General features: G+C 38.3%; 24 protein-coding genes. 20 read left to right on the forward strand and 4 right to left on the reverse strand.

Annotated features, from left to right (window positions below; genetic code table 11):
• The first annotated feature begins 96 nt into the window (after positions 1-96).
• On the forward strand, positions 97-2,568 hold the full coding sequence (locus tag OS139_RS03885) for a cation-translocating P-type ATPase (protein ID WP_325066804.1): 2,472 nt from the start codon (positions 97-99) through the stop codon (positions 2,566-2,568).
• A 101-nt stretch (positions 2,569-2,669) separates the two neighbouring features.
• Here the strand turns inward: OS139_RS03885 and OS139_RS03890 are convergent, their stop codons facing one another.
• Positions 2,670-4,406 (reverse strand): ATP-binding protein, encoded by a 1,737-nt coding sequence (locus OS139_RS03890; RefSeq protein WP_002331520.1) that lies wholly within the window; start codon positions 4,404-4,406, stop codon positions 2,670-2,672.
• Positions 4,403-5,107: a response regulator transcription factor gene (locus OS139_RS03895; protein WP_002306267.1), complete on the reverse strand. Its 705-nt coding sequence runs from the start codon at positions 5,105-5,107 to the stop codon at positions 4,403-4,405. Before OS139_RS03895 ends, OS139_RS03890 begins: the two co-directional genes overlap by 4 nt.
• 130 nt (positions 5,108-5,237) lie before the next feature.
• On the opposite strand from OS139_RS03895, the gene OS139_RS03900 reads away from it, so the two are divergent.
• The 5 genes from OS139_RS03900 to OS139_RS03920 all read left to right on the forward strand — a co-directional run bounded on the left by OS139_RS03900 (position 5,238) and on the right by OS139_RS03920 (position 8,694).
• A complete protein-coding gene (locus OS139_RS03900) occupies positions 5,238-5,741 on the forward strand; it encodes a DUF523 domain-containing protein (protein ID WP_002297194.1) in 504 nt (167 codons plus the stop codon).
• Positions 5,701-6,039 (forward strand): putative DNA-binding protein, encoded by a 339-nt coding sequence (locus OS139_RS03905; protein WP_002293708.1) that lies wholly within the window; start codon positions 5,701-5,703, stop codon positions 6,037-6,039. The genes OS139_RS03900 and OS139_RS03905 overlap by 41 nt, the downstream gene beginning before the upstream one ends.
• A gap of 20 nt (positions 6,040-6,059) precedes the next feature.
• A complete protein-coding gene (ffh, locus tag OS139_RS03910) occupies positions 6,060-7,478 on the forward strand; it encodes a signal recognition particle protein (RefSeq protein ID WP_002291602.1) in 1,419 nt (472 codons plus the stop codon).
• Positions 7,479-7,590: 112 nt separating this feature from the next.
• The gene (locus tag OS139_RS03915) at positions 7,591-8,169 is read left to right on the forward strand and encodes a DNA-3-methyladenine glycosylase I (RefSeq protein WP_002306269.1); all 579 of its coding nucleotides are present in this window, start codon (positions 7,591-7,593) and stop codon (positions 8,167-8,169) included.
• Positions 8,170-8,172: 3 nt separating this feature from the next.
• Positions 8,173-8,694: a dihydrofolate reductase family protein gene (locus OS139_RS03920; RefSeq protein WP_002306270.1), complete on the forward strand. Its 522-nt coding sequence runs from the start codon at positions 8,173-8,175 to the stop codon at positions 8,692-8,694.
• 76 nt (positions 8,695-8,770) lie between these two features.
• Here OS139_RS03920 and OS139_RS03925 read toward each other — a convergent pair whose 3' ends face one another.
• Positions 8,771-9,325 (reverse strand): NADPH-dependent FMN reductase, encoded by a 555-nt coding sequence (locus OS139_RS03925; protein ID WP_002306271.1) that lies wholly within the window; start codon positions 9,323-9,325, stop codon positions 8,771-8,773.
• A gap of 179 nt (positions 9,326-9,504) precedes the next feature.
• Between OS139_RS03925 and OS139_RS03930 the strand changes: the two genes are divergently transcribed.
• The 11 genes from OS139_RS03930 (at position 9,505) to OS139_RS03980 (ending at position 16,542) form a co-directional block, all read left to right on the forward strand.
• Positions 9,505-10,617, forward strand: a complete 1,113-nt coding sequence (locus OS139_RS03930) for a helix-turn-helix domain-containing protein (protein WP_002331519.1) — start codon at positions 9,505-9,507, stop codon at positions 10,615-10,617.
• Position 10,618: 1 nt separating this feature from the next.
• Complete coding sequence (locus OS139_RS03935; protein WP_002306273.1) at positions 10,619-10,819, forward strand: PLDc N-terminal domain-containing protein; 201 nt, start codon at positions 10,619-10,621, stop codon at positions 10,817-10,819.
• Entirely contained in the window at positions 10,819-11,721 is a 903-nt protein-coding gene (locus OS139_RS03940; protein WP_002306275.1) for an ABC transporter ATP-binding protein, read from the forward strand. The genes OS139_RS03935 and OS139_RS03940 overlap by 1 nt, the downstream gene beginning before the upstream one ends.
• Positions 11,718-12,488, forward strand: a complete 771-nt coding sequence (locus OS139_RS03945) for an ABC transporter permease subunit (protein WP_002306276.1) — start codon at positions 11,718-11,720, stop codon at positions 12,486-12,488. The genes OS139_RS03940 and OS139_RS03945 overlap by 4 nt, the downstream gene beginning before the upstream one ends.
• Before the next feature lie 122 nt (positions 12,489-12,610).
• The gene (gene rpsP, locus OS139_RS03950) at positions 12,611-12,886 is read left to right on the forward strand and encodes a 30S ribosomal protein S16 (RefSeq protein WP_002290274.1); all 276 of its coding nucleotides are present in this window, start codon (positions 12,611-12,613) and stop codon (positions 12,884-12,886) included.
• Positions 12,887-12,897: 11 nt separating this feature from the next.
• On the forward strand, positions 12,898-13,149 hold the full coding sequence (locus tag OS139_RS03955; protein WP_002290277.1) for a KH domain-containing protein: 252 nt from the start codon (positions 12,898-12,900) through the stop codon (positions 13,147-13,149).
• Between the two features lie 124 nt (positions 13,150-13,273).
• Positions 13,274-14,065: a hypothetical protein gene (locus OS139_RS03960; protein ID WP_002331518.1), complete on the forward strand. Its 792-nt coding sequence runs from the start codon at positions 13,274-13,276 to the stop codon at positions 14,063-14,065.
• A 169-nt stretch (positions 14,066-14,234) separates the two neighbouring features.
• A complete protein-coding gene (rimM, locus tag OS139_RS03965; protein WP_002306278.1) occupies positions 14,235-14,756 on the forward strand; it encodes a ribosome maturation factor RimM in 522 nt (173 codons plus the stop codon).
• On the forward strand, positions 14,746-15,507 hold the full coding sequence (gene trmD, locus OS139_RS03970) for a tRNA (guanosine(37)-N1)-methyltransferase TrmD (protein ID WP_002306280.1): 762 nt from the start codon (positions 14,746-14,748) through the stop codon (positions 15,505-15,507). The genes rimM and trmD overlap by 11 nt, the downstream gene beginning before the upstream one ends.
• Positions 15,508-15,642: 135 nt before the next feature.
• The gene (gene rplS / locus OS139_RS03975) at positions 15,643-15,990 is read left to right on the forward strand and encodes a 50S ribosomal protein L19 (RefSeq protein ID WP_002286913.1); all 348 of its coding nucleotides are present in this window, start codon (positions 15,643-15,645) and stop codon (positions 15,988-15,990) included.
• 258 nt (positions 15,991-16,248) lie between these two features.
• Positions 16,249-16,542: a DUF2087 domain-containing protein gene (locus tag OS139_RS03980; protein ID WP_002306281.1), complete on the forward strand. Its 294-nt coding sequence runs from the start codon at positions 16,249-16,251 to the stop codon at positions 16,540-16,542.
• 87 nt (positions 16,543-16,629) lie between these two features.
• On the opposite strand, the gene OS139_RS03985 is transcribed toward OS139_RS03980, so the two are convergent.
• Positions 16,630-17,286, reverse strand: coding sequence for a CPBP family intramembrane glutamic endopeptidase (locus OS139_RS03985; protein ID WP_002306282.1), 657 nt, complete (start codon positions 17,284-17,286; stop codon positions 16,630-16,632).
• A gap of 573 nt (positions 17,287-17,859) precedes the next feature.
• On the opposite strand from OS139_RS03985, the gene OS139_RS03990 reads away from it, so the two are divergent.
• From OS139_RS03990 to OS139_RS04000, 3 genes are read left to right on the forward strand one after another with little or no spacing between them, the layout of a single operon-like run.
• The gene (locus tag OS139_RS03990; RefSeq protein WP_025479092.1) at positions 17,860-20,187 is read left to right on the forward strand and encodes an MBG domain-containing protein; all 2,328 of its coding nucleotides are present in this window, start codon (positions 17,860-17,862) and stop codon (positions 20,185-20,187) included.
• Positions 20,184-21,686, forward strand: coding sequence for a SpaH/EbpB family LPXTG-anchored major pilin (locus tag OS139_RS03995; RefSeq protein WP_002331516.1), 1,503 nt, complete (start codon positions 20,184-20,186; stop codon positions 21,684-21,686). The genes OS139_RS03990 and OS139_RS03995 overlap by 4 nt, the downstream gene beginning before the upstream one ends.
• Positions 21,683-23,113: a SpaH/EbpB family LPXTG-anchored major pilin gene (locus OS139_RS04000; protein ID WP_002331515.1), complete on the forward strand. Its 1,431-nt coding sequence runs from the start codon at positions 21,683-21,685 to the stop codon at positions 23,111-23,113. The genes OS139_RS03995 and OS139_RS04000 overlap by 4 nt, the downstream gene beginning before the upstream one ends.
• Positions 23,114-23,187: the final 74 nt, after the last annotated feature.

The following is a 23,187-nucleotide window of genomic DNA, read 5'->3' on the forward strand; positions in this document are numbered from 1 at the left end:
GCAAGCTTAATGTGAGGAACACTTTCCATATCTGTTCTATACTGGATAGGAGAAGTTTGGAAATATCCAGAAAACGAAATCAATCGAGGTAGCCACATGAAGAATAAATGGACAAATCGAAGTAAAAAAAAGAAAGTAACACAAAGATCATCAGATAAAGTCATCCGTCTTTTTCCATCGTATAAAGAAGGATTAACGGCAGATCAAGTCAAGGAACGAATAGAAAAAGGTGCAGCAAATGATTCAGTCGATCCCACATTCAAAACAAATCAGCAAATCGTATTGGAAAACATATTTACGTATTTCAATTTGATCTTTCTTATCTTAGCCATTTTGCTTTGTTTAGTAGAATCCTATAAGAACTTGACTTTTTTACCAGTTATCATAGCCAATACAGGAATCGCCATTTTTCAGGAAATTCGATCCAAAAAGATCTTGGACGAACTAAATGTTTTAAATACAGCAAAAGTCAATGTCATACGAGACGGGATAGAACAAACAATAGATATAGAAGACCTTGTAATAGATGACATTGTTATTTTAGAGACTGGACATCAAATTCCAGCAGATGCAGAGGTCGTGGAAGGGAAACTGCAAGTTAATGAGGCTTTATTGACAGGCGAAGCAGATGAAATAACCAAAGAAATAGGCGATCCATTAATGTCCGGCAGTTTCATTGTTTCCGGAAAAGCTTACGCCCGATTAGACAAAGTTGGAGCAGATTCGTATATTTCCCAGCTGACAGTCAAAGCCAAGACAATGGGAGAAGGAGAACAGTCGGAGATGATTGCTTCTCTTAATCAATTGATCAAATGGATTGGGATCATCATTATTCCTATCGGTATCCTGCTTTTTTCTCAAAGTTACTTTTTTAATGGAAACACGATCAAAGAAAGTGTCGTTGCAATGGAAGCAGCATTGATCGGTATGATACCTGAAGGACTGTACTTGCTGACGACGATTGCATTAGCATTAAGTGCGACTAAACTAGCAAATCAAAGAGTTCTTTTACACAATATGAAAAGCATTGAGACATTGGCAAGGGTAAATGTCCTTTGTGTAGATAAAACAGGAACGATCACAGAAAATAAAATGTCTGTTCAAAAAGTGATCGTCTCTAAAAAACAAGAAATAATCAGTCAGTCAGATCAATTGGAAGCATGCATTGCTGACTATGCAAAAGCGATGGCAGGAGACAATGCAACAATGGAAGCTGTTAAAGCATATTTTACAAAAACCACTGATCAATCCTATCACCATGTTATTCCTTTTTCTTCTGTCCAAAAATTCAGCAGTGTAGCGTTGGCAGACAAGGTGTATGTTTTAGGAGCGCCCGAAATGGTTTTGCGCGATCAATTGCCGGAATATGCGGAAGAGTTTGTTTCTTTCGCTGAAAAAGGCTATCGCGTGTTGGTCTTTGGTGTGTACGATGGGATTCTTGAAGAACCAGTATTGACAGAAGCAGTCACACCATTAGGCTATATTCTGATTGCTAATCCTATCAGAAAAGAAGCAAGATCCACATTTGATTACTTCAAAAAACAGCAAGTAGCCATCAAAGTGATTTCTGGAGATAATCCGCTCACCGTATCCAATGTAGCTGTCCAAGCAGGGATTTCACATGCTGATCAGTACGTTGATGCATCTAAATTATCAGAAGAAGAATATGAAGCAGCTGTCGAAAAATATACAGTTTTTGGACGCGTCAAGCCAGAACAAAAGAAAATCTTCGTTCAATTGCTAAAGCGTAACAATACAGTAGCTATGACAGGTGATGGCGTGAATGATATTCTAGCCATGAAAGAAGCAGACTGCAGTATAGCGATGGCTTCCGGAAATGAAGCCGCCATGCAGGCCTCACAAGTGGTCTTACTTGATTCTGACTTTTCACGCATGCCAGAAGTTGTTGCAGAAGGACGGCGCGTTGTGAATAATATTGAGCGATCAGCCAGCTTGTTTTTAGTGAAGAATATTTTCTCCTTTTTGCTCTCACTGTTTTCAGTGATCTTTGCTCTGACCTATCCTTTAGAACCATCACAAATCACATTGATTAGTTTGTTTACTATCGGACTTCCATCTTTCTTGCTTGCTCTAGAAGAAAACAAAAAGCGAATCAGAGGGGAATTCATCATGAATGTGATGGAAAAAGCTGTGCCAGGTGGACTAACAGATATGATCGTAGTCGGTGCGTTGGTGATCTGCGGGGTGACTTTGAATCTAAATAAAACAGATGTTTCTACAGCATCTACCATGCTTTTGATTGCAGTAGGGTTCCTCGTTCTCTATAAAATCTGTTCACCGCTGAATAAATTCAGAAGTCAGATCATTCTTTTCTGTGCTAGCGGTATCTTTTTTTCGGTCGTCTTTTTGCATAAGCTGTTTTCAATCACCGGTATCTCAGCTGTATCGCTTTTGCTGTTGAGCATTCTATTTTTCTCGGCAGATTCGATTTTTAGGCATTTGACCACATTGGTAGAATATTTGTTTGAACGTAAAAATGAAAAAGAGCCAAAGCCGTTTAGTCGCGTAGTTAAAAAATTTCTATCGATATTTAAACGAGAAAATTGACGAAAAGTATCTCAAAAAAAGTAAAAAAGAACAACCACTCGTGTATCTTTCGAAGCAGGATGAGTCATCCAACTTTAAAACGCACGAGCAGTTGCTCTTTTTTACATTTTCGGAATGGTAACGGTGAAAGTCGAACCTGTTCCAAGATGACTGTCTACAGTAATCGTACCATGAAGGAGTTGCACGTAGTCTTTTACAATCGCTAACCCTAATCCGGTCCCGCCTGAATGTCGGCTTCGCGCCTTGTCTACGCGGTAAAAACGCTCAAAGATACGTTCCTGATCCTCAATGTCGATACCTATACCAAAATCTTGGACAGAAAACGATAGATCATCTGTTGCCTGATAGCGGATAATAATCTCGCTGTCGCTTTTTGAATATTGGATAGCATTTTCAATCAGATTTTTGATAATTGGATAAAGGATATCTGTTTTAGTAGTAAATGGTTCGTTCTTTCCAATCAATCGAATCGTCAACCGTTTCTTTTCGATGATTGGCTGATAATTTTGAACGATTTGCTGGAAATAAGGTTCTGTATAAATTGTCTGGATCTCGTAAGAATTCTCGCCATCTTTTGACAGCTGGATGATTTCCCGAATCAGTTTATCTAACCGGATCGCATCTTTTTGCATGATCTCAAGAAAAGAAGTCAGAGTTTGCGGGTCATCTTTTGCACCATCCAGTAAAGTCTCGGTAAAACCAATCAGTGAAGTCACAGGAGTTTTTAATTCGTGAGAGACGTTGCCAACGAAATCCTTTTGTAGCTTTTCTAAACGTCGCACTTTCGTTAAGTCATACGCCACCCCTAGAATCTGTCCGGTACCTTCTGAATTAGTAAAGTAGCGCAAACTCAAGTCTAATGTCTGCCGACCTTCTGTAAGGGTGATCTCCTGATGGATCAGCGGATGCTCAGGAGTCACTTGATGAATCAGCTGAATGAGTTTTGGCTCTTGAATGACTTCTGTGTACCGCTGTTCAGGTTGATAGCTTACCACGTTTAAATGTAGCTGCATCTTTGGATTAAGCAGTAGTAAACGAGAATCAGCATCATCAATCAGGAATACGCCAATCATCAGTTCGTTCAGTAACGTATATAATTGCTCTTCTGTGGTAGTATACGCCCGATACATCTTACTCATTTGTTCGCTCAACGCATTGATCGTCTGATACAATTCTTCCCATTGATCGGGTGTTTGCATGATTACTTCCGCCTGATTAGGATTTTGCACCATTTTTTTTAGTACGGGCAGCACGGTTTTCAATGGCTGGTTTTTTTGATAGATCAGATAATAGATCATTCCTGCAAGAACAAGGAAGAAAGACAGAAAGAAGAAAAAGACCCAACGGCGAAAACTCTCAGTTCTCGGTAAAAAACCGCTTGTCGGTTCTGCGATACGTAAAATGGCTTCTAACTGGCCACTTTTTTTGACTGGTAATGCGACATATAAAAGATCCTCATCCAAAGTGGTACTTTTACGCAAAGCGCTACCTAGGTTTCCGCCATTCAATACGGCTTTGATTTCGGGACGGGAGTTTCGCTGTTCATTCAATGTTTCATTGTTTGTGTCAAATAAGATCTTTCCAGTAGCATCCATTAAAGTAATCCGTTCGTTCGACTGATGGACGAATTCTTCCAAAGCAGTTTTGTTTTGCGTTGCTTGGAGGTTTTCGACATCTAATTGCCGGATCAGCAGTTGTGCTTTTTTTGTCAGGTAGCTTTCTTGCTGTTCTACGATCTGCTGTTGAAAATAATGGGAAATCAATTGCCAGCCACCAAAAAACAAACTAACTAAAAGAATAAGAAAGAAGAGACGTTCATAAATTTTTTTCCATTTCATCGTTTTGGTTCCTGAAACTTATAGCCAAATCCTCTAACAGTCACCAAGTACTTTGGATGTTTTGGATCTCGCTCGATTTTTTCTCGCAAATGACTAACGTGTACATCTACGATTCGGCTTTGTCCTGCGAAGTCAAAATTCCAAATGCGGTCTAGCAGTGTGTCTCGGTCGATCACACGGTCTTTTCGTTTCATGAAATAAACCAGTAATTCAAATTCTTTCGGTGTTAGTTCAATCAGATGGTCGTCTACGGTCACTTGATAATTGGTCAAATCAGCAGTGATTTGTCCAATCGATAGATATTCAGGCTCAGCTTCATCTTTTGATTGCTTACGAGGTTCAATCCGTCTGAATATTGCTTTCATACGGGCTAATACTTCACGTGGACTAAATGGTTTGGTCAAATAGTCGTCAGCACCTATCTCTAGACCAATGATCCGATCCACTTGGTCATCTTTAGCCGTCAGCATCAAAATCGGTGTTTCATTTTTTTCTTGACGCAGCCGCTGAGTGATCTCCATGCCATCCATCGTTGGAAGCATCACATCTAAAATGATGAAATCAAATGATTGTTCTAATGCTAATTCTAATCCTTCGCCTCCATCTGTGGCACTGGTTACCTTGTAGCCTTCTTTTTCCAAATTGAACGTCAAGAGCGTTACAATAGAAGGTTCATCATCAACAACTAGTATTTTTTTCATTCAAATCTCCTTTAAATAGGTTTCATTCTGTTTATATTTTAGCATAGAATCAGTACAAAGGGCTATTTTACAAAAGAAATAAATGGTATAATAGGAAGGCACTTTGCTGAATAGAAAGGAAGAGCAGTCAATGATTGGAATCAGTGCATGTTTAGGCGGTCTGGCATGTCGCTATGATGGACAGAAAAAAGAAGTGCCAGAATTGATGGAACTAGTTGAAACTGGAGAAGCTGTCATGGTCTGTCCAGAAGTGATCGGCGGATTACCAATTCCTAGAGATCCCGCTGAAATCATTGGTGGAAATGGATTCGATGTGTGGAAAGATCAAGCAAAAGTATGGACGACAAGCGGCGAAGATGTAACGGAAGCGTACAAAAATGGCGCGATCAAAGCCTATCAAAAATTGCAGGAAAAACACATTGATCTAGTCATCATGAAGGAAAAAAGCCCTTCATGCGGAACCCATTCGATTTATGACGGGAGTTTTTCCGGAATAAAAAAAAATGGTGCCGGAGTGGCTACTGCTTATTTTATTCAGCAAAAAATGACTGTGCTCTCTGATGAAGAATGGCTGAAAACTAGAGGTGAGCAGAATGGAAATCGAAAAGACCAATCGAATGAACGCGCTCTTTGAATTTTATTCGACCTTATTGACAGAAAAACAAATGAACTACATGGAATTATATTATGCAGATGATTTTTCATTAGGTGAGATCGCGGAAGAATACGAAGTAAGCCGACAAGCAGTATATGACAATATCAAGCGGACAAGCAAGATCTTGGAGGATTATGAAAAAAAACTCCATCTTTTCTCTAATTATATTGTTCGAGAACAGGTATTGGAAAATATGACTGCATATATTACAGATAAGTACCCGGAAGATAAAAAACTACTTGAATATGTACAGCAAATTCAAGCAATCGAAGAATAAATAAAAGGAATGAAGAAAATATGGCATTTGAAAGCTTAACTGAACGTCTCCAGCAGGCGATGGGAAAACTAAGAAAAAAAGGAAAAGTATCAGAAGCTGACGTAAAAGAAATGATGCGGGAAATCCGCCTTGCCTTACTAGAAGCCGATGTTAACTTGCAAGTAGTCAAAGATTTTACTAAGCGCGTACGCGAACGTGCGGTAGGGGCAGAAGTGCTGGAAAGTTTATCACCTGCACAACAAATCGTAAAAATCGTTGATGAAGAATTGACGATCACACTTGGTTCTGAAACAGCAGAGTTAAATAAATCACCAAAAATACCAACTGTTATCATGATGGCTGGTCTTCAAGGGGCAGGTAAAACGACCTTTACTGGTAAATTAGCCAATTATTTAAAGAAAAATGAAAATGCTCGTCCGCTCCTAATCGCAGGGGACGTATATCGACCAGCTGCGATCGACCAATTGAAAGTATTAGGTCAACAGCTAGACGTTCCTGTATTTGATATGGGAACTGAAGTCAGCCCGGTAGAGATCGTCCGTCAAGGGATGGAGTTAGCAAGAGAAAAGAAAAACGACTATGTATTGATCGATACGGCAGGACGTCTGCATATCGATGAAACATTGATGGATGAGTTGAAACAAATCAAAGAATTGACGCAACCAAATGAGATTTTGCTTGTTGTCGATGCCATGACTGGTCAAGATGCCGTCAACGTAGCTGATAGCTTCAACCAGCAATTAGGTATTACAGGGGTCGTCATCACTAAACTTGATGGAGATACTCGAGGCGGGGCAGCACTATCGATCCGCTCAGTGACAGGCGCACCAATCAAATTCATCGGTTCTGGTGAAAAATTGACTGACTTAGAAGTATTCCACCCAGATCGTATGGCTAGCCGTATCCTTGGTATGGGGGATATGCTGACACTGATTGAAAAAGCGCAGCAAGACTATGATGAGAAAAAAGCGGAAGAACTTGCACAGAAGATGCGGGAAAACTCATTTGATTTCAATGACTTTATTGAACAGCTCGATCAAGTGATGGGGATGGGTCCACTGGAAGATCTAATCAAGATGATTCCAGGAATGAATCAAGTACCCGGAATCGAAAACGTCAAGGTAGATCCAAAAGACGTAGAACGTAAAAAAGCGATGGTTTATTCTATGACACCAGCAGAAAGAGCAAATCCTGATCTGTTGAACCCAAGCCGTCGTCGTCGAATTGCTGCCGGTTCTGGAAACAGTGTGGTTGAAGTAAACCGAATGATCAAACAATTCAAGGAATCAAGAAAAATGATGCAACAAATGTCCAAAGGGGATATGAACATCCCAGGTATGGACCAAATGTTTGGTTCAGGCGTCAAAGGAAAACTAGGCAAAATGGCGATGAATCGAATGATCAAGAAAAACAAGAAGAAAAAGAAAAAACGAAAATAAAATATGAAAAACAGCTTCGGTATAGACAGAAGAATGTCTACTGCCGAAGCTTTTCTATCAGCAATTTTTATTACTTATTGGTACAATTACTCTAAATAAAGAGGTGGCACAGATGAGATGTCCGTGGAGTGAACAAACAGAAAATATGCGGCAATATCATGATACTGTCTGGGGTGTTCCTGAATATGATGACCAAAAGCTGTTCCGAAAATTGATGCTTGATATTAATCAAGCCGGATTGAGCTGGCAGACGATTTTAAATAAAAGTGAAGCATTCGATGAAGCATATGATCGATTCGATATCAAAAAAGTCGCAAATTATGGAGAAACAAAAATCAGTGAACTAATGGAAAACAAAGGAATTATTCGTAACCGCAGAAAAATCGAAGCAGCCGTCCAAAACGCCAAAGCAGTCTTGAAAATTCAAGAAGAAATCGGCAGTTTTTCAGAGTATCTTTGGTCGTTTTCTAATGGAAAAATCGTTGATTCTTCTTATCATTCACAAGAAGAAGTCCCAACAACAAGTCCTCTTTCAGATGAATTAGCAAAAGATCTAAAGAAAAGAGGATTTAAATTTATCGGAAGCACAACAATCTATGCTTTTTTAGAAGCTGTCGGGATCATCAATGATCACCTTGACAGTTGTTTCCGCAAAGAAGAGGTCGTACGTATCGGCAGAAAGGGCGAATAAAGCATGCGAAAAATCATATTTTATGGTGCTATAAGTTTAGATGGCTATTTGGCAACGAAAACGGATGATCTTCAATGGCTTTTTGACACTCCAACAGGTAAGCAAACCACTTATGAAGCTTTTTATGAAACAATCGATACGACCATCATGGGCAGAAAAACTTATCAGGAAGCAAAAAAATATTTGGAGACCGAAGCAATTTATCCAGAGAAAAAGAATTTCGTTTTTTCCACCCACGCACAATTACAATTGCCAGATGCTGAGGTTGTACACGAAGAGCCTGTTGCTTTTCTAAAAAATCTACAAATGACAGAAGGAAAGGATATCTGGGTTGTGGGAGGCGGTCGATTAATCAAACCGTTAGTAGAACATCAAATGATTGATGAATGGTATATCCAGATTGCCCCTGTATTATTAGGGGACGGGATCCCTTTATTCCAAAAAGGAACATATGAAGCGCGTTTTGAATTGCTAGACACGACACGATTCGGTGAATTTATTGAATTGCATTACGTACGAAAGTAGAAGTAAATAAAACAAAAGGCAACTATAAGCAGAAGTAATCTGCATATAGTTGCCTTTTTTATTACCGTTATGCTTTTTACTCTGCTAATTTGTTAGAAAAATCTAGATACGCATCTAAAATCGTTTGGAAGAAACTTAATGTTCCTTCAACGATATTACCGTTTTCATCAATTAGATTCGCAACGTTTCCGATATATGCTTCCGGTTGCTGCAAGGTTGGCACATTCAAAAAGACAAGCGATTGGCGTAGATGGTGGTTTGCGCCAAAGCCGCCGATCCCACCTGGTGATGCAGTAACGACTAAACCTGGTTTATGATCCCAAACACTGTGTCCATAAGGTCTTGAGCCTACATCTAAAGCATTTTTCAATACTGCTGGCACAGAACGGTTGTATTCAGGAGTAACGAAAACGACACCGTCTAATCCCCTCACTTCCTCACGAAAACGAGTCCATTCAGCAGGAGCCTGTTCTGGAGTTTCGAGATCCTCATTGTAAAATGGCAGATCATCGATTTTTACAAATACACTTTCGTACCCTTCAGGAAGCAATTTCGCAAAAGCTTCTGCTACTTTTTTGTTGTAAGAATCTTTTCTTAAACTACCAATAAAAAATCCAATTTTTTTTGTCATACGATTTTTCCTCCTTCAAACTATCTATAATAATCTTACAAAAAATAAGTAACTGGAGCAAATAAAAACACTTACTGATAAAAGTTTCGTTTTAGTTGACAAATGATCGCGAAGTATCGTTAGTCTCCATTGCCAACCCTCTTAGAAAGTCTATATAATGAAGAAAAAGGAGGGATAAGATGGAAGAATTATCATTATCCAAAAATGTAGCAAATTTACGAAAGGAAAAAGGCGTGACTCAAGAAACTCTAGCTGAATTCATAGGTGTGACAAAAGCTTCTGTTTCCAAATGGGAGACAGGCCAAAGTATGCCTGATGTACTCATATTGCCTAAATTAGCCAGTTTTTTTGATGTGTCTGTTGATGAACTGCTTGGCTATCGTCCTCAATTGACGAAAGAGCAAATCAGACACTTTTATCAGCAGTGGACCACCGCTTTTTCTGAAGAGCCCTTTGAATATGTGATGGAGGACTGTAGAAAAGCGGTCAAACAATATTACTCATGTTATCCTTTTCTTTTACAAGTAGTCGTTTTGTGGTTGAATCATTTTATGCTAACAAAGGATCTGGAGGAACAACAAGCAATTCTGTCTGAAGCAGAAGCATTATGTACGAAAATCGTAGAAGAATCAGCAGAATTATCTCTATGCAATAATGCTTCTTTGTTAAAAGTAGCGGTCATGCTCCAGTTAGGCAAACCAGAAGAAGCTTTATCTGAAATCGAAGAAAAAGCGGATCCTTATCGTTTTGCCCAGCAAAGCGACACCTTGCTTATCCAAGCGTACCGAGCCGCTGGTCAAACAAAAAAAGCGGTAAGCTACACTCAATACAGCATGTTTTCTCATTTAATCAATATCGTATCTTCAGCCACTCATTATCTATTGATCCAAATCATTCAATTACCGGTTATAGAAGAAACTGTCAATAGAATGGATGCTGTGATCCAAGCATTCAACCTGACTGCGGTCCATCCCAACAGCTGTGCTCAATTTTCTTATGCTGTAGCCTGTGCTTATGCGAAACATGAAAAAGAAGAACAAGTAATAAAGTGCTTAAAACAGTTTGTGGATTTGACACTTATACTTTTAAGCGAGGAAGGCAGGATCCTTCATGGTGATAGGTATTTTGATGAGATAACTGAGATATTTGAAGGAGCAGATCTTGGGGTACAGCAAATAAGAGACACGAAAATCATCAGGGAAGGGGCATTGAGTGCATTAGAAAATCCGATTTTTCAACAAATTGAAAGATCAAAAATTGAAAAACTAAAAAAACGATTGGCAGGCGAGTAATATGGGCATCAAAGAATTTCTTCCGTTTTTAATTCCTTTAATCATTGTACAGTTTGGATTACTTATTTATGTACTTCATCATATCTTTACACATTCTGCATATAAACATGGAAATCGAATGATATGGGTGATTATTGTTATTGTTGGTATGCAGTTTATCGGTCCTGTCCTTTATTTGATTTTTGGCAAGGAGGATGCGTAGTGGCTATCTTGACACTTGAAAAAGTCTCAAAGTCCTTTGGTACAAACAAATTGCTGGATGATTTATCTTTTTCTGTAGAAGAACAGACGATTTTTGGTTTCATCGGTAAAAACGGTTCTGGAAAAACGACAACTATGAAACTGATCTTAGGTCTTATCAAAAAAGACAGCGGAATGATCCGAGTGAACGGAAAAGAAGTAGAGTACGGACAAACAACGACCAATCAAGAAATCGGCTATCTAGCTGATGTACCGGTTTTTTATGATTATATGACCGCTTCTGAGTATTTAATCTTTTGCGGCGAACTCACAGGAATGCCTAAACAGCGGATAAAGGAAAAAACCAATGAACTGTTGTCACTGGTCGGTCTGTCAAATGAAAAGAAGCGGATCAAAAAATTTTCCAGAGGGATGCGACAACGTTTAGGGATTGCTCAAGCCTTGTTGAACGAGCCCAAATTACTCATTTGCGATGAACCAACTTCTGCTCTTGATCCTGTTGGTCGAAAAGAAATCTTAGATATCTTATCCTCTGTGAAAGAGCAAACGACGATTTTATTTTCAACTCATATTTTGTCTGATGTGGTGCGTATTTGTGACAAAGTTGCTTTTTTGGATAATGGAAAAATCGTGTTGTCTGGATCAGTGGACGAATTGAAAAAGCAAACAAATGCTAGTGGGTTTGAGATCGTATTTTTTTCCAAAAAAGAGCGCGAACAATTTGAAGAGCTTTTACCTGGAGGGATGATCCGAAGTGAACTGCGTATAGCTTACCCACAAAAAAGTAAAGAAGAAATGCTTTTTGCTATGGATTTGCTAGGCAAATATCAATTGCCAGTCCAATCAGTCCAGATGGAAGAACCTACGCTAGAAAAACTCTTTTTGGAGGTCGTTCAATCATGAGACAACTCATTGCCTTCGCCAAAAAGGAGCTAAAAGAAAACTGGCGTACTGGAAAAATCATCACGCTAAGTGCGCTCACAGTGATTTTCGGTATAATGAATCCATTGCTAGCTAAATTGACTCCTTATTTAGTGCAAGCTATGTCAACAACTCTGACAGAATCAGGGATTTCTGTTCAGAAAATCACAGTTGATGCAACGACTTCATGGACACAATTTTATAAAAATATTCCGATGCTGTTGATTTTCTTCCTTCTTTTATTCAGCGGGATATTGACAAGCGAATACCAAAACGGAACAATCATCAACTTGCTAACAAAAGGAATGAAGCGCTGGAAGATATTTCTGTCGAAATGGATCATGGGTATACTGTTTTGGAGTGTCTGCTATTGGTGCTGTTATAGTATTACGCTAGCATACACGATTTATTATTGGGACCAGTCGATTATCTCCCATCCTTTATTTATCAGTTTTACTTATTATTTTTTTGGCTGTTGGCTTTATTCATTGATTTTATTTTATTCAGCTTTTCTTTCTTCCAATTATGCGGTTCTGTTGGCTAGTGGGGGAACGGTCATTCTGAGTTATGGTGCTGGGTTGTTCTCTAAAGTAGCAGAATATGTACCGACTTATTTGATTTCTTCCTCAAATTTTCTTGCGAAAGAAATCCACCTTACAGATTATACTCAGTCATTAGCAGTGACGTGTTGTTCTATCGTCATATCCATCGTAGCTGGGTGGCTTATTTTTAACAAAAAAGAAGTCTAAAATCTTCTATTTCCTAAAAAAAATCGAATTTAATCAAGCTGTAAAGAAAAAAAGCTTTACAGGGTAAAAAAAAACTGTTACACTACATCTTGTGAATAAAACAATGGAGGTGGAAATAAATAATGGCAGTTAAAATCCGTTTAAAACGTATGGGTTCTAAAAAGAGTCCGTTTTACCGTATCGTCGTAGCTGATTCACGTTCTCCTCGTGATGGACGTTTCATCGAAACTGTAGGTACTTACAATCCTTTGAAAGACCCTGCAGAAGTAGTTTTAAAAGAAGACTTAGTTCTTGACTGGTTATCAAAAGGTGCACAACCTTCTGACACTGTACGTAACATCCTTTCAAAAGAAGGCGTTATGCAAAAACACCACGAAGCTAAATTCTCAAAGAAATAAGGTGACCGGATATGAAAGATTTAAGCGACTTAGTCTTAACAATCGTTCGTCCGCTAGTCACTTATCCTGATCAAGTCAAGTTAGACGTCGTAGAGTCGAAAGACTTTTACGAGTACAATCTAACAGTGGCTCCTGAAGATATTGGCCGTATCATTGGAAAACAAGGGCGTGTTGCTAAAGCAATCCGCACAATCGTTTACGGTGTTCGGATCAATGCACCGAAAAAAGTGCGTTTGAATATCATCGATGATAAGGAAAAGTAAATAAACGTGCTGTACTCGAATTTTCGAGTGCAGCTTTTTTGTTTTTTTTATTAATTGAAGAAATGATTATTTGGCAAAACAAGCAAGAAAGCGTATCCTTATAGGAGGAGGGAGTGAACAGCCAATGAGAAAGAAAATGTTATTTATTCCATTTGCTCTATTGTTAAGCGCTTGTAGTTCGGTTACTCAAGAATCAGACAATACACATCTATCAAGCAGTATATCTGAAACTGTTACCAGTCCAGAAAAAAGTAGTACCAAAACGGCTTCCACCACTGAACAAACAATGGCTACCTCAAATAATGAGAAAAAGACTGCTTTAGACCAGTTGAAAGAACAACAGCCAAATGTTCCCATGCCTCTAGATGTACCAGTTTCTTCAGGCTATCTCAATATCGCAGCGGCACAAACAAAGCAAGGTTATTCTATTTTATATTACAGAACAGATCGTCCCCACGGGTTGAATGCTGACGAATTGAATCAAGAAACGCCTATTGCAACCTATCTATATCAATATGGGTTTGCTTCTAGTCAAGAAACAATCCAAGTTTTGCAGCCCTTTGAGATCAACACAAATGGTCAGCAAGTGGACTTAGGTTCTCGAATCACAGGGTATCAGCAAGGTGCAGCAGGTTCAAGCTACCTTGAATGGCAAGAAGGAAATTGGCGTATTCGAATCCGTGGGAATAATATAGAAGGCCAAGATCCCTTACTATTAGCTAAAGAAATCGTAGCTTATTTGGAAGAAAACAGTCTACCAGCACCTGAACAATTTGGTAAAATTACTGTTGATATGGGTGATACGACGAATCGAGCCGTAGAAGTAAGCTGGCAAGAACCGAAAAATGCCTATACGATCACTCATCAAGATCCTATGTCTGCGTTGAAGATGGCAGTTTCTATGAAGAGGTTGTGAAATCAGCGCGCTGATCTGAGCCCATCATTTAACTCCAAGTCACAGGAAGTAATCAAAAATAGCACGCCGCATTTTTGCATAATTTTGGCTTAATACCTTAAAAGAAAACTAGAATTGCCTCTTCACACATGCTAAAATAAAACAGACAAAAAAGAAATGGGGATATAAGTTGACTGAATACTTGAATGTAGGAAAAATCGTAAACACACAAGGTATCAAAGGCGAAGTCCGTGTGATCTCAACAACGGATTTCCCAGAAGAACGTTACAAAAAAGGAACGGTGCTAACACTATTCCAAGACGGAAAAGCACCTGTGGAATTAACAGTCAAAAGTCATCGCAAACATAAAAATTTTGACTTATTGAGTTTTGAAGGACATCCTTCTATCAATGATGTGGAAAAATATCGGGATGGCATATTAAAAGTGTCGAAAGACAACTCTGTAGATTTAGCTGAAAATGAATTCTATTACCATGAGATCATCGGTCTGCGTGTATTAGAAGATGGAACTGAGTTAGGTAAAGTAAAAGAAATCTTGTCACCAGGTGCCAATGATGTTTGGGTCGTTCAACGTCCGAAAAAAGCTGATATATTGCTTCCATATATCGCTTCTGTCGTCAAAGAAGTCGATTTAGAAGCTGGAGTGGTCCGTGTAGAAATCCCAGAAGGACTGATTGACGATGAAGATTGATGTATTGACTTTATTTCCAAGAATGTTTGAAGGTCCTATGGGGGAATCCATCATCGGTAAGGCTGTAGATAAAGGATTATTAGATATCAATATCTCTAACTTCCGCGATTATTCAGATAACAAACATCAGACAGTAGATGATTATCCATACGGCGGTGGAGCAGGCATGCTGCTCAAAGTCCAGCCCATCTATGATAACATCCAAGCCATTGAAAAAGCTGCACCGGATGTCAAAAAAAGAGTAATTCTTCTTGACCCAGCTGGTAAACGATTCGATCAGAAAATGGCAGAAGAATTTTCACAAGAAGAACACTTAGTATTCATTTGTGGTCATTATGAGGGATATGATGAACGTATCCGCACATTAGTGACAGATGAAGTTTCCTTAGGAGATTATGTTCTTACTGGGGGAGAATTAGGTGCGATGGTCATGATCGATGCAACAGTTCGGCTTTTGCCAGATGTGTTAGGCAATCATACTTCTGCCCAAACCGATTCTTATTCAACTGGTCTATTAGAACATCCCCAATATACTCGCCCGGCAGAATATAAAGGGATGAAAGTACCAGAAGTATTGACAAATGGAAATCATAAATTGATTGAAGAATGGCAATTAAAAGAATCACTAAGAAGGACCTATCAACGACGGCCTGATCTTTTGGAAACACTTGAATGGACACCTCAAATGACGAAATTTTTAGAAGAAATCAAGAAAGAAGAACAAGAAAAAACAGCAGATGAAGCCAAGTGACTTTTTCTAAAATCTTCTTTACAGTAGGTTGATAATATGTTAGTATTTTATGGTGAGTGCAAAAGCACTTAACTATTACGATATTCCGCTGTGAGAAAAGCTCATAAGAATATTTGGAATAAGGAGAAGAAAACCATGAATCCATTAATCGAAGAATTAACAAAAGAACAATTACGTTCTGACATCCCAGCGTTCCGCCCTGGTGACACTGTGCGTGTTCACGCAAAAGTTGTTGAAGGTACTCGTGAACGTATCCAGTTATTTGAAGGTGTTGTTATCAAACGCCGCGGTGCTGGAATCAGCGAAACTTATACAGTACGTAAAGTTTCTAACGGAGTGGGCGTTGAGCGTACATTCCCATTGCACACACCACGTGTTGCAAAAATCGAAGTAGTTCGCTACGGTAAAGTACGTCGTGCAAAATTGTACTACCTACGTGCATTACACGGAAAAGCTGCTCGTATCAAAGAAATCCGTCGTTAATCATTGTTATCAGACTGAGAAAGAACCCTTGGTATTCAAGGGTTCTTTTTTCTTAGCATGTAATTTGAACACCCTGATCCAGTTTTTTTCTTTAATTATTGGTAGAGGAGAATAATGGATTAGAATAAATCTACCTATAAGTAGTAGTAAAAAAAAGAGCACTATGATAATATCTTTCTTAAGAGTAACCGCTTTAATAAAAAATCCAGAATATTCTAACACGAATGGAATATTCTTAGAATCAAAAGGAGAAAGAAGATGGTTTATACTTATACGGAGCAAGAAAAAATGAAAGTTTTAGACACATTCATGAATGATGGAAAAGTAAAACAAGTACCAAGTTCAACAAAAAAGAAATACATCTTATTGAAAGAAGTCTTGAAACGCTTTGACCATGGAGTGATTTATACAGAAACAGAGGTTAATTCGATACTGCTGAATGTATTTTCTAGTGGCGATTATGTCGAACAAAGACGTTATCTAATCACATTCGGCTTTTTCAAAAGAAGTTCAGACGGTCGGGCATATCAGATGATGGGAATTGAAAATTAGAAGTTTTAATTTATACTCATTGAAAAAAGTTCAAGTATGCGATATTGGTTCTACACCGCATACTTGAACTTTTTTTGTCATCTGTATCTATAATACAAAGCCAAGAACGTTATTCAAAATATGGATAGCTATGATAAAAGCTAATGAGCGATTCGCAGTTAAATAAGCAATCGTCAGTAAAATCGTTCCAGGAGCGTACATGAAAAAATCAATTGGATGCGTTACATGAATAAATGTAAATAGAAAAATAGAAATCAAAGAAGACAAAATTAAACCAATAGATTGAGAAAGCCAATTAATTAAAAGATGACGAAAAATAAGTTCTTCTAAAATCGGACCAAAGAAAGCAAAAACAATCAAAGTCAAAAATAGCGGCGTTTGTTTTCCTAATTGCAATAAATATCCCTGATTGGCTGATTGGTTAGTAGGACCTAAAATGTATTGCATGAAGACGTCTACTAAAAAGATCAAGCCTACCCAAAAAAATATACTAGCAATCCTCAGCCAAGTTTTTTCTTTGAAGTAAGAAAAACTTTCTATGATCTCTTTACGAAACAAAATGATACCAATAATAGAAGGAATACATAAGTTAACCGCGAACACAACAAACTCTGAATGTATTAAATCACTGTTCGTTACCATAGATAATAAGGCTAATGGAAGGATCCCTAATTGAAATCCTATGAATAGAAAATAAAGAATGAATAAAGATAATTCTCTTTTATTTGTACGAATAAATACCAAAACGTACCTCCTAAAATTAGATTTTGGACAGATGCCCTTTAAAAAGATAACAAGATTTCGTTCTTGAAACAATATATATGCTTTTATTCCAATGAGGTTGTGAAAACAGTATTTTGTCCTGAGCGTTAGAAAATTGAAAATGGGGAATAGCAACTCGTACTTTACCATTTTTTAAGTGAATACAAGATCAGCTAATTGAACACCGTTTATTCGTGATGAGGGACACAACACTGCAGTCGACACATTTCTCTTTTATGTTCAAAGATAACAAATATTTAAAACAAAGAAAAATAGTAGATAATCCCGTCCTAACTCTTTTATTCTTCCCTCCTAGCTTCCAAATTTAAGCAATACTTCAATTAATCAAGTTTTATCTTTTTTTTTCAATAATCGTAAAAAAAGAGTATTTTTTATTTAAAAATAAAATCTTTGTATTAAAGGACAAGACTAAAATAACCTTAGAATAAAAAGAGAAAAAAAGCCCCAAACTTTCTATACATCAATAAAATAATAAAAATTAAATTTAGAATAACGTGTAAAGGATTATTTGATGATTTTTTATTGAGAGGAGGGATGAAAATGATTAAGAAAACTCAAAATAAAATCCAACGTATATGTCAAAAACATTTTGTTTCTAGACTCAAAGCTATATCTAAAAGAAAATACTTACATCCCATTATGATTTCGATCATCTTGATTTTTACTTTCTTAGGGAGCTTATCAAGTATTTATGTAAACGTTTATACAGAAACGTCAAATTTTGCTAACCAAACGACAGAGGAGACAAATAGTCCACCCTATTCTGAAATACAGTCCATAGAAAGCACCAATCAGTCTAGCACCAACGAGACAACCTCCACCACATCCTCGACTCAACTGATTGATCCGACAGAAAAAGAAATCACAGCAGCAAAAGCAGCAGGGGAGAAAGCTTATTCAGAAACAGGTAGAAGCCAGACATTTAGTACTGTTGCGGCCACGACGAATTTCAACGGACATACCATACCAGATGGATATACAGTGATATATGCCAAAGATGGAGTCATTGTTGCGGTTAACGGATCGATGAGTGCGGATAAAACTGCGTTACAAGGCGTAACCAAAGCAATCGCTTTTATTGATAACCGTCCAGATATCCATAATCTGTTTATTGGCTCCACAGTAAATGGTACTACTATCACATTCCCAAAAAGTATCTATATGGGGGTGGCTACCGCTGGAAATACGATCGATTCAGTTACACCCAATGCGGATAAAAGTTATTCTTTTACACCCTCAACATGGGGAGGGCTTCCTGCCGGAGGAGGTATGAGTACTTTTTCAATCGGTATACAGTTAGCAAATGATATTCCATTCACAGGGTACTCGATCAAAAATGGGCAGATCGTTGATGGTAAGGGAAATGTTTCAAATTTCCCAACCTATCAAGCAGCGACGGTTCAGGTCAATGCGAATCGGACAGGAACTTTTTCTTATACAGTCAATGGTGGAGCAGCAAAAATCGGAACGTACGGGACTACATTATCTGGAATCCATGTGGGTGACAAAGTGGTTATCACTCCAACAGCAGTAACGGGCTATTCTTTTGCACAAACAAACGGTTCTTTCACAGCCCTAGAAAGTAACGTCGATACGGTGACCTATACAGGCAAACAAACACCAATCACTATTAAGTATCAAGACTATTTTGGACAGACGATTGCTCCTTCTAAAATAATGAATCTTACTTACGGAAGTGCTGCACAAGACCTGACGACTAATGCGCCTACTATCGGCGGATATACCTTTACAGCTGTTTCAGCGACAGAAACAAAGAACCAATCAGCAATGAGTGTTTTAGCTAGTTTAGATACAAATGGAAATGTAATCGTAAAGGACGCAAATGGAAAACAGATTTCTGAAGTCATCCTATATTATAAGACAAATGCAACAGTATCAATCAATGCAAATGGCAGTAAGTACTATGATGGTCTTTCTGTTGTACCGATCGTTAAATATACCTTTAATGATAAAACAGAATCAACATCCCTTTTAAACAATGATCTCAGTATTGATCAAATCACATGGAATCCAACTGATTTCAAAGCGATGAATGAAAAGGGAGTTGAAGTAACTGCGCCTACTGAAATTGGAACCTATACGTCTTGGCAATTGACAAAAAGCGGACTAGCTAAACTAGCTGTCAGAACAAACTATTTATTTACTATCGTGCAGACATCTGATGTCTATACGATTAAGCAAATCAGCGGTGCGGTAGAGCTCAGTGGCAGTAAGACATATGATGGAAAAGCAGGTGTCCCGTCAATCCATGTCAAGCTAGCAGAGGGTGTCACTAGTTCGCTTACTCCAGTACAAGTGGCACTTAGCAGTATGGATTACACAGTAGATGCACAATCAGCAAAAAATATGGTTAATGCTGGCAGCTATACAATTAAACTAACGAATAGCGGAATAGACAAAGTCAAAGCAGCAAATCCCAAGTTGTTATTTACTGATATAGCCAACACATCAGGAACTTATACCATCTATAAAGCTAACGCAGTGATTACTGTCGATGACGCTGCCTTTAATTATGATGCCCAAAGTCACTCGATTCCGGTTGGAAATGTCCACGTTACCGGTGTTGTCTTAGGCGAATCATTGGATTATACCCTAACAGTTAACAGCCGGACAGATATTGGATCACAAATAGTAACGATTAGTTTAGGCGAAGGAACTGTAAACAATAATTATACGATTATCGCAACAGATACCGCTAAGTTGACGATCAATCCGACTCTCTTGCTTCCTTCGACAGGCGGGATAGGTCTACTGCCCTTTGTCTTTTTAGGACTGATCTTTATTTTTTCTGGCTTCTTTTATTTTATCCATCGTAAGAAAAAAGCAGGTGAACAGCGATGAAAAAAACAAAAAATGTACGTGTGGATATATTTGCTGTTCTCTTTTTTATCCTACTGGTCTTTTTTATAGGTTCTCCGACTGTGTCAGCTAGAGAATCACCTATTACATTTACTTTGCATAATCGAATGTTCGAAAGCGATAAGATGCCAAGTATCAGTCAAAACGACGGAATAAATATCCCAGATAACTTTCAAGGAGTAAAAGGGTTGAACGGCGTTACTTTCGCTATATATGATGTCTCGGATGAATTTTACAAGCTGCGGTCAGAAGGAAGTAGTGTGGAAGACGCACAAAGAAAACTAGCACAAAAAAGTGATAGTGAAAAAATACTGGCAGAAAATGTGACAAAAACAGTAGACGGGGAAGAGGGCATTGCTTCTTTTAGTGCATCGGACAAAGATGAGCAAGGTCGTGACGCTGTTTACCGATTTGCGGAAATAAAGACTTCAGATCAAGTAAAAGAAAAATCAGCACCATTTGTCGTTGTGCTTCCTGTGACAGATTCATCTAATCATAAATTGACGACCATCCACTTGTATCCCAAGAGCGAACAAAAAATACCTACTGCACTCACATTAACAAAAACAGTAGAGAATAAGCAGACAGATTTTGCAGATGGGGATCAAGTCCCTTATCTCATCACCGTAACAATTCCTGAGAACATCAACGAGATAGGAACCTATACGATCAAAGATACAGCTGATCCTCAGTTATGGCTAGAACCAGAAACGATCGATTTTTTGATTGGTGGAGACAAGATTCATACATTTCACACACAAAAAACAAAACATGGTTTTGTCTTATCAGATTCTGGAAAAGATCTCAGTTCGTTTGCTGGGGAAAAATTAACGATCCGTTACCAAATGACATTGAAAGAAAACAGTGAAAAAACGACATTTGTTAACGATGTACGTTTGACGACTGACAATCAAACAGTAGAAACACATCTTGCCATCCAAACAGGAGGCAAACAATTTGTCAAAGTGGATCGGCAAACGAAACAAAGACTAGCAGATGCTCAATTTCTAGTCAAAAAAAATGACCAATACTTAGCGCAAGAAAACGGGATAAATCATTGGGTAGCCAAAGATGATTCAAGAGCAACGATTTTTACTTCCAGTAAAGATGGAACATTTTCTGTCCATGGATTGTCTTTTGGAAGTTACGAACTAGTGGAGATTAAACCGCCTAAAGGATATATATTGAGTCAATCAACCATTCCCTTTGAAGTTGAAAAAGGCAGTTATGATCCGCTTCATCCTATACCATTGGAAATCATCAACGAACCAAAAGCAAATCCGACGAATAATGGAAAAACGCCAGTTCAGATGCAGACGAATGGCTCATCACATGAAAAAAGTGGAGGAAGCTTTCCAAAAACAAACGAAGAGATGCTTGGAAGTTTTTCAATCTTAGGGTTGTTGCTAGTCCTTTCAACAGGGACAGCTTGGTTTTATAAAAAACAACAAAAAGGAAACAATAGGAGGGAAATAAAATGAAAAACATCAAAACAAAAATATGGGCACTTCTAGGAACTACTATTATGTTGCTTCCTTTCATTCTCAGCCTAGGAACTGCAGAGGTTTCTGCAGCCGTATCACCTACACCAGAAAATGTTACGGTTAATTTGCATAAATTGAAATTCACTTCAGCACCTGAAAATCAAATAAACAACGGAACGGAATTGACATTTCCGAATAGCAAACCGTTGAACGGCGTTGAATTCAACGTATATGACATCACTGCTACGTACTATCCAAGTAAAGATACAGCAGTTCCAGCAGACGCTACACCCTTCGCAAGTGTAACGACTTCTGGTGAAGGATTAGCTAACCTGACTCTTCCAGGTAAATCTGATGGGAAAGATGCTGTATACGTCTTTGTAGAAACACCAAAGCCCGGTGTCGAAACGTCGCCAAATATCGTGTTAAGCTTACCCTTTTATAACCCGAATTCATCAGACCCTGACAAACCTTTAGACACGATTCATCTATATGCTAAAAATGTCATCAAAGAAAGCAATATCAAAATCCAGAAAGCTGGGAACTTTTCAGGGGTAGATAAGTTAGCAGGGGCGCAATTCCAGATCAAAAATTCAGAGAATCAATTCGTGACCGGTTTTGATGAAAACACTGGTGTCGCTCTCTATGATCCTGCTGAGTCAGCGTTGACATTCACAACTGATACTGAAGGATCCATCAGTGTCAATGGATTAATAGACGGCAATTATACTTTAGTTGAAACAAAAGCACCAGATGGTTATCAATTAACCGATCCACAAAAAGAAACTACTTTTATAGTAAAAAACGGAAAATTGCAACAAACAACCGGAATCATCCATGGGGCAGATCAAGCAAATCTTGGGAATCCAACCGGTGTAGTCAATCGAGAAAATACAACTACAGATAACACGATTACTGTAGAAAACGTCCAAAAATACGGTGATTTCCACTTCATCAAACAAGACGTGAACACACAAGAAAAATTAGGAGGGGCAGAATTTTCTATTCTAAGAGCAAAAGATCCAACCGTTAAATTGATGAAGAAAATAGCAAACCTTGTCTCAGGAGAATACCCATATGCTTGGTCAAGTGAAGTCTCAGGTTCTGACTGGGAAGAAGTGAAATTGATTTCTGATTCAGAAGGGAAACTTTCAATCGAAGGACTGAAACAAGGAACGTACTGCCTACAAGAAATTAAAGCACCAAAAGGCTATGCGTTACCTAAGAATGAAGCAGCGTACACTGAATTTACAGTAGATGATGATCCAACAACTTCTGATAAAACAACGATTGATAACCAGCCTAAAGGAATCTTGCCTTCAACTGGTGGTACAGGGATCATCGCGTTCATCTTAGCAGGTATTTCTTTAACGGGAGGAGCAGTGATCTACTTCAAAAAACGCCATCAAGAAACAGAAGCTTAAACTATTGGAAACAAAAATCATACGATAAATAAACGACAGTGAATCAGATGGGGAGAAAGGTTGTGAAAGAGATG

Origin of the sequence: Enterococcus sp. E4-223, from assembly GCF_035727065.1 — a bacterium.
In the GTDB taxonomy this organism is placed as follows: domain Bacteria; phylum Bacillota; class Bacilli; order Lactobacillales; family Enterococcaceae; genus Enterococcus_B; species Enterococcus_B faecium.

Coding starts and splice junctions, on each gene's coding strand:
- OS139_RS03995 (WP_002331516.1), top strand. CDS start 20,184: ATGAAAAAAACAAAAAATGTACGTGTGGATATATTTGCTGTTCTCTTT.
- OS139_RS03900 (WP_002297194.1), top strand. CDS start 5,238: ATGATTGGAATCAGTGCATGTTTAGGCGGTCTGGCATGTCGCTATGAT.
- OS139_RS03925 (WP_002306271.1), bottom strand. CDS start 9,325: ATGACAAAAAAAATTGGATTTTTTATTGGTAGTTTAAGAAAAGATTCT.
- OS139_RS03945 (WP_002306276.1), top strand. CDS start 11,718: ATGAGACAACTCATTGCCTTCGCCAAAAAGGAGCTAAAAGAAAACTGG.
- OS139_RS03915 (WP_002306269.1), top strand. CDS start 7,591: ATGAGATGTCCGTGGAGTGAACAAACAGAAAATATGCGGCAATATCAT.
- rpsP (WP_002290274.1), top strand. CDS start 12,611: ATGGCAGTTAAAATCCGTTTAAAACGTATGGGTTCTAAAAAGAGTCCG.
- OS139_RS03960 (WP_002331518.1), top strand. CDS start 13,274: ATGAGAAAGAAAATGTTATTTATTCCATTTGCTCTATTGTTAAGCGCT.
- OS139_RS03980 (WP_002306281.1), top strand. CDS start 16,249: ATGGTTTATACTTATACGGAGCAAGAAAAAATGAAAGTTTTAGACACA.
- ffh (WP_002291602.1), top strand. CDS start 6,060: ATGGCATTTGAAAGCTTAACTGAACGTCTCCAGCAGGCGATGGGAAAA.
- OS139_RS03930 (WP_002331519.1), top strand. CDS start 9,505: ATGGAAGAATTATCATTATCCAAAAATGTAGCAAATTTACGAAAGGAA.
- OS139_RS03935 (WP_002306273.1), top strand. CDS start 10,619: ATGGGCATCAAAGAATTTCTTCCGTTTTTAATTCCTTTAATCATTGTA.
- rplS (WP_002286913.1), top strand. CDS start 15,643: ATGAATCCATTAATCGAAGAATTAACAAAAGAACAATTACGTTCTGAC.
- OS139_RS03955 (WP_002290277.1), top strand. CDS start 12,898: ATGAAAGATTTAAGCGACTTAGTCTTAACAATCGTTCGTCCGCTAGTC.
- OS139_RS03990 (WP_025479092.1), top strand. CDS start 17,860: ATGAAAATGATTAAGAAAACTCAAAATAAAATCCAACGTATATGTCAA.
- OS139_RS04000 (WP_002331515.1), top strand. CDS start 21,683: ATGAAAAACATCAAAACAAAAATATGGGCACTTCTAGGAACTACTATT.
- OS139_RS03920 (WP_002306270.1), top strand. CDS start 8,173: ATGCGAAAAATCATATTTTATGGTGCTATAAGTTTAGATGGCTATTTG.
- OS139_RS03895 (WP_002306267.1), bottom strand. CDS start 5,107: ATGAAAAAAATACTAGTTGTTGATGATGAACCTTCTATTGTAACGCTC.
- OS139_RS03885 (WP_325066804.1), top strand. CDS start 97: ATGAAGAATAAATGGACAAATCGAAGTAAAAAAAAGAAAGTAACACAA.
- OS139_RS03905 (WP_002293708.1), top strand. CDS start 5,701: ATGGAAATCGAAAAGACCAATCGAATGAACGCGCTCTTTGAATTTTAT.
- trmD (WP_002306280.1), top strand. CDS start 14,746: ATGAAGATTGATGTATTGACTTTATTTCCAAGAATGTTTGAAGGTCCT.
- OS139_RS03890 (WP_002331520.1), bottom strand. CDS start 4,406: ATGAAATGGAAAAAAATTTATGAACGTCTCTTCTTTCTTATTCTTTTA.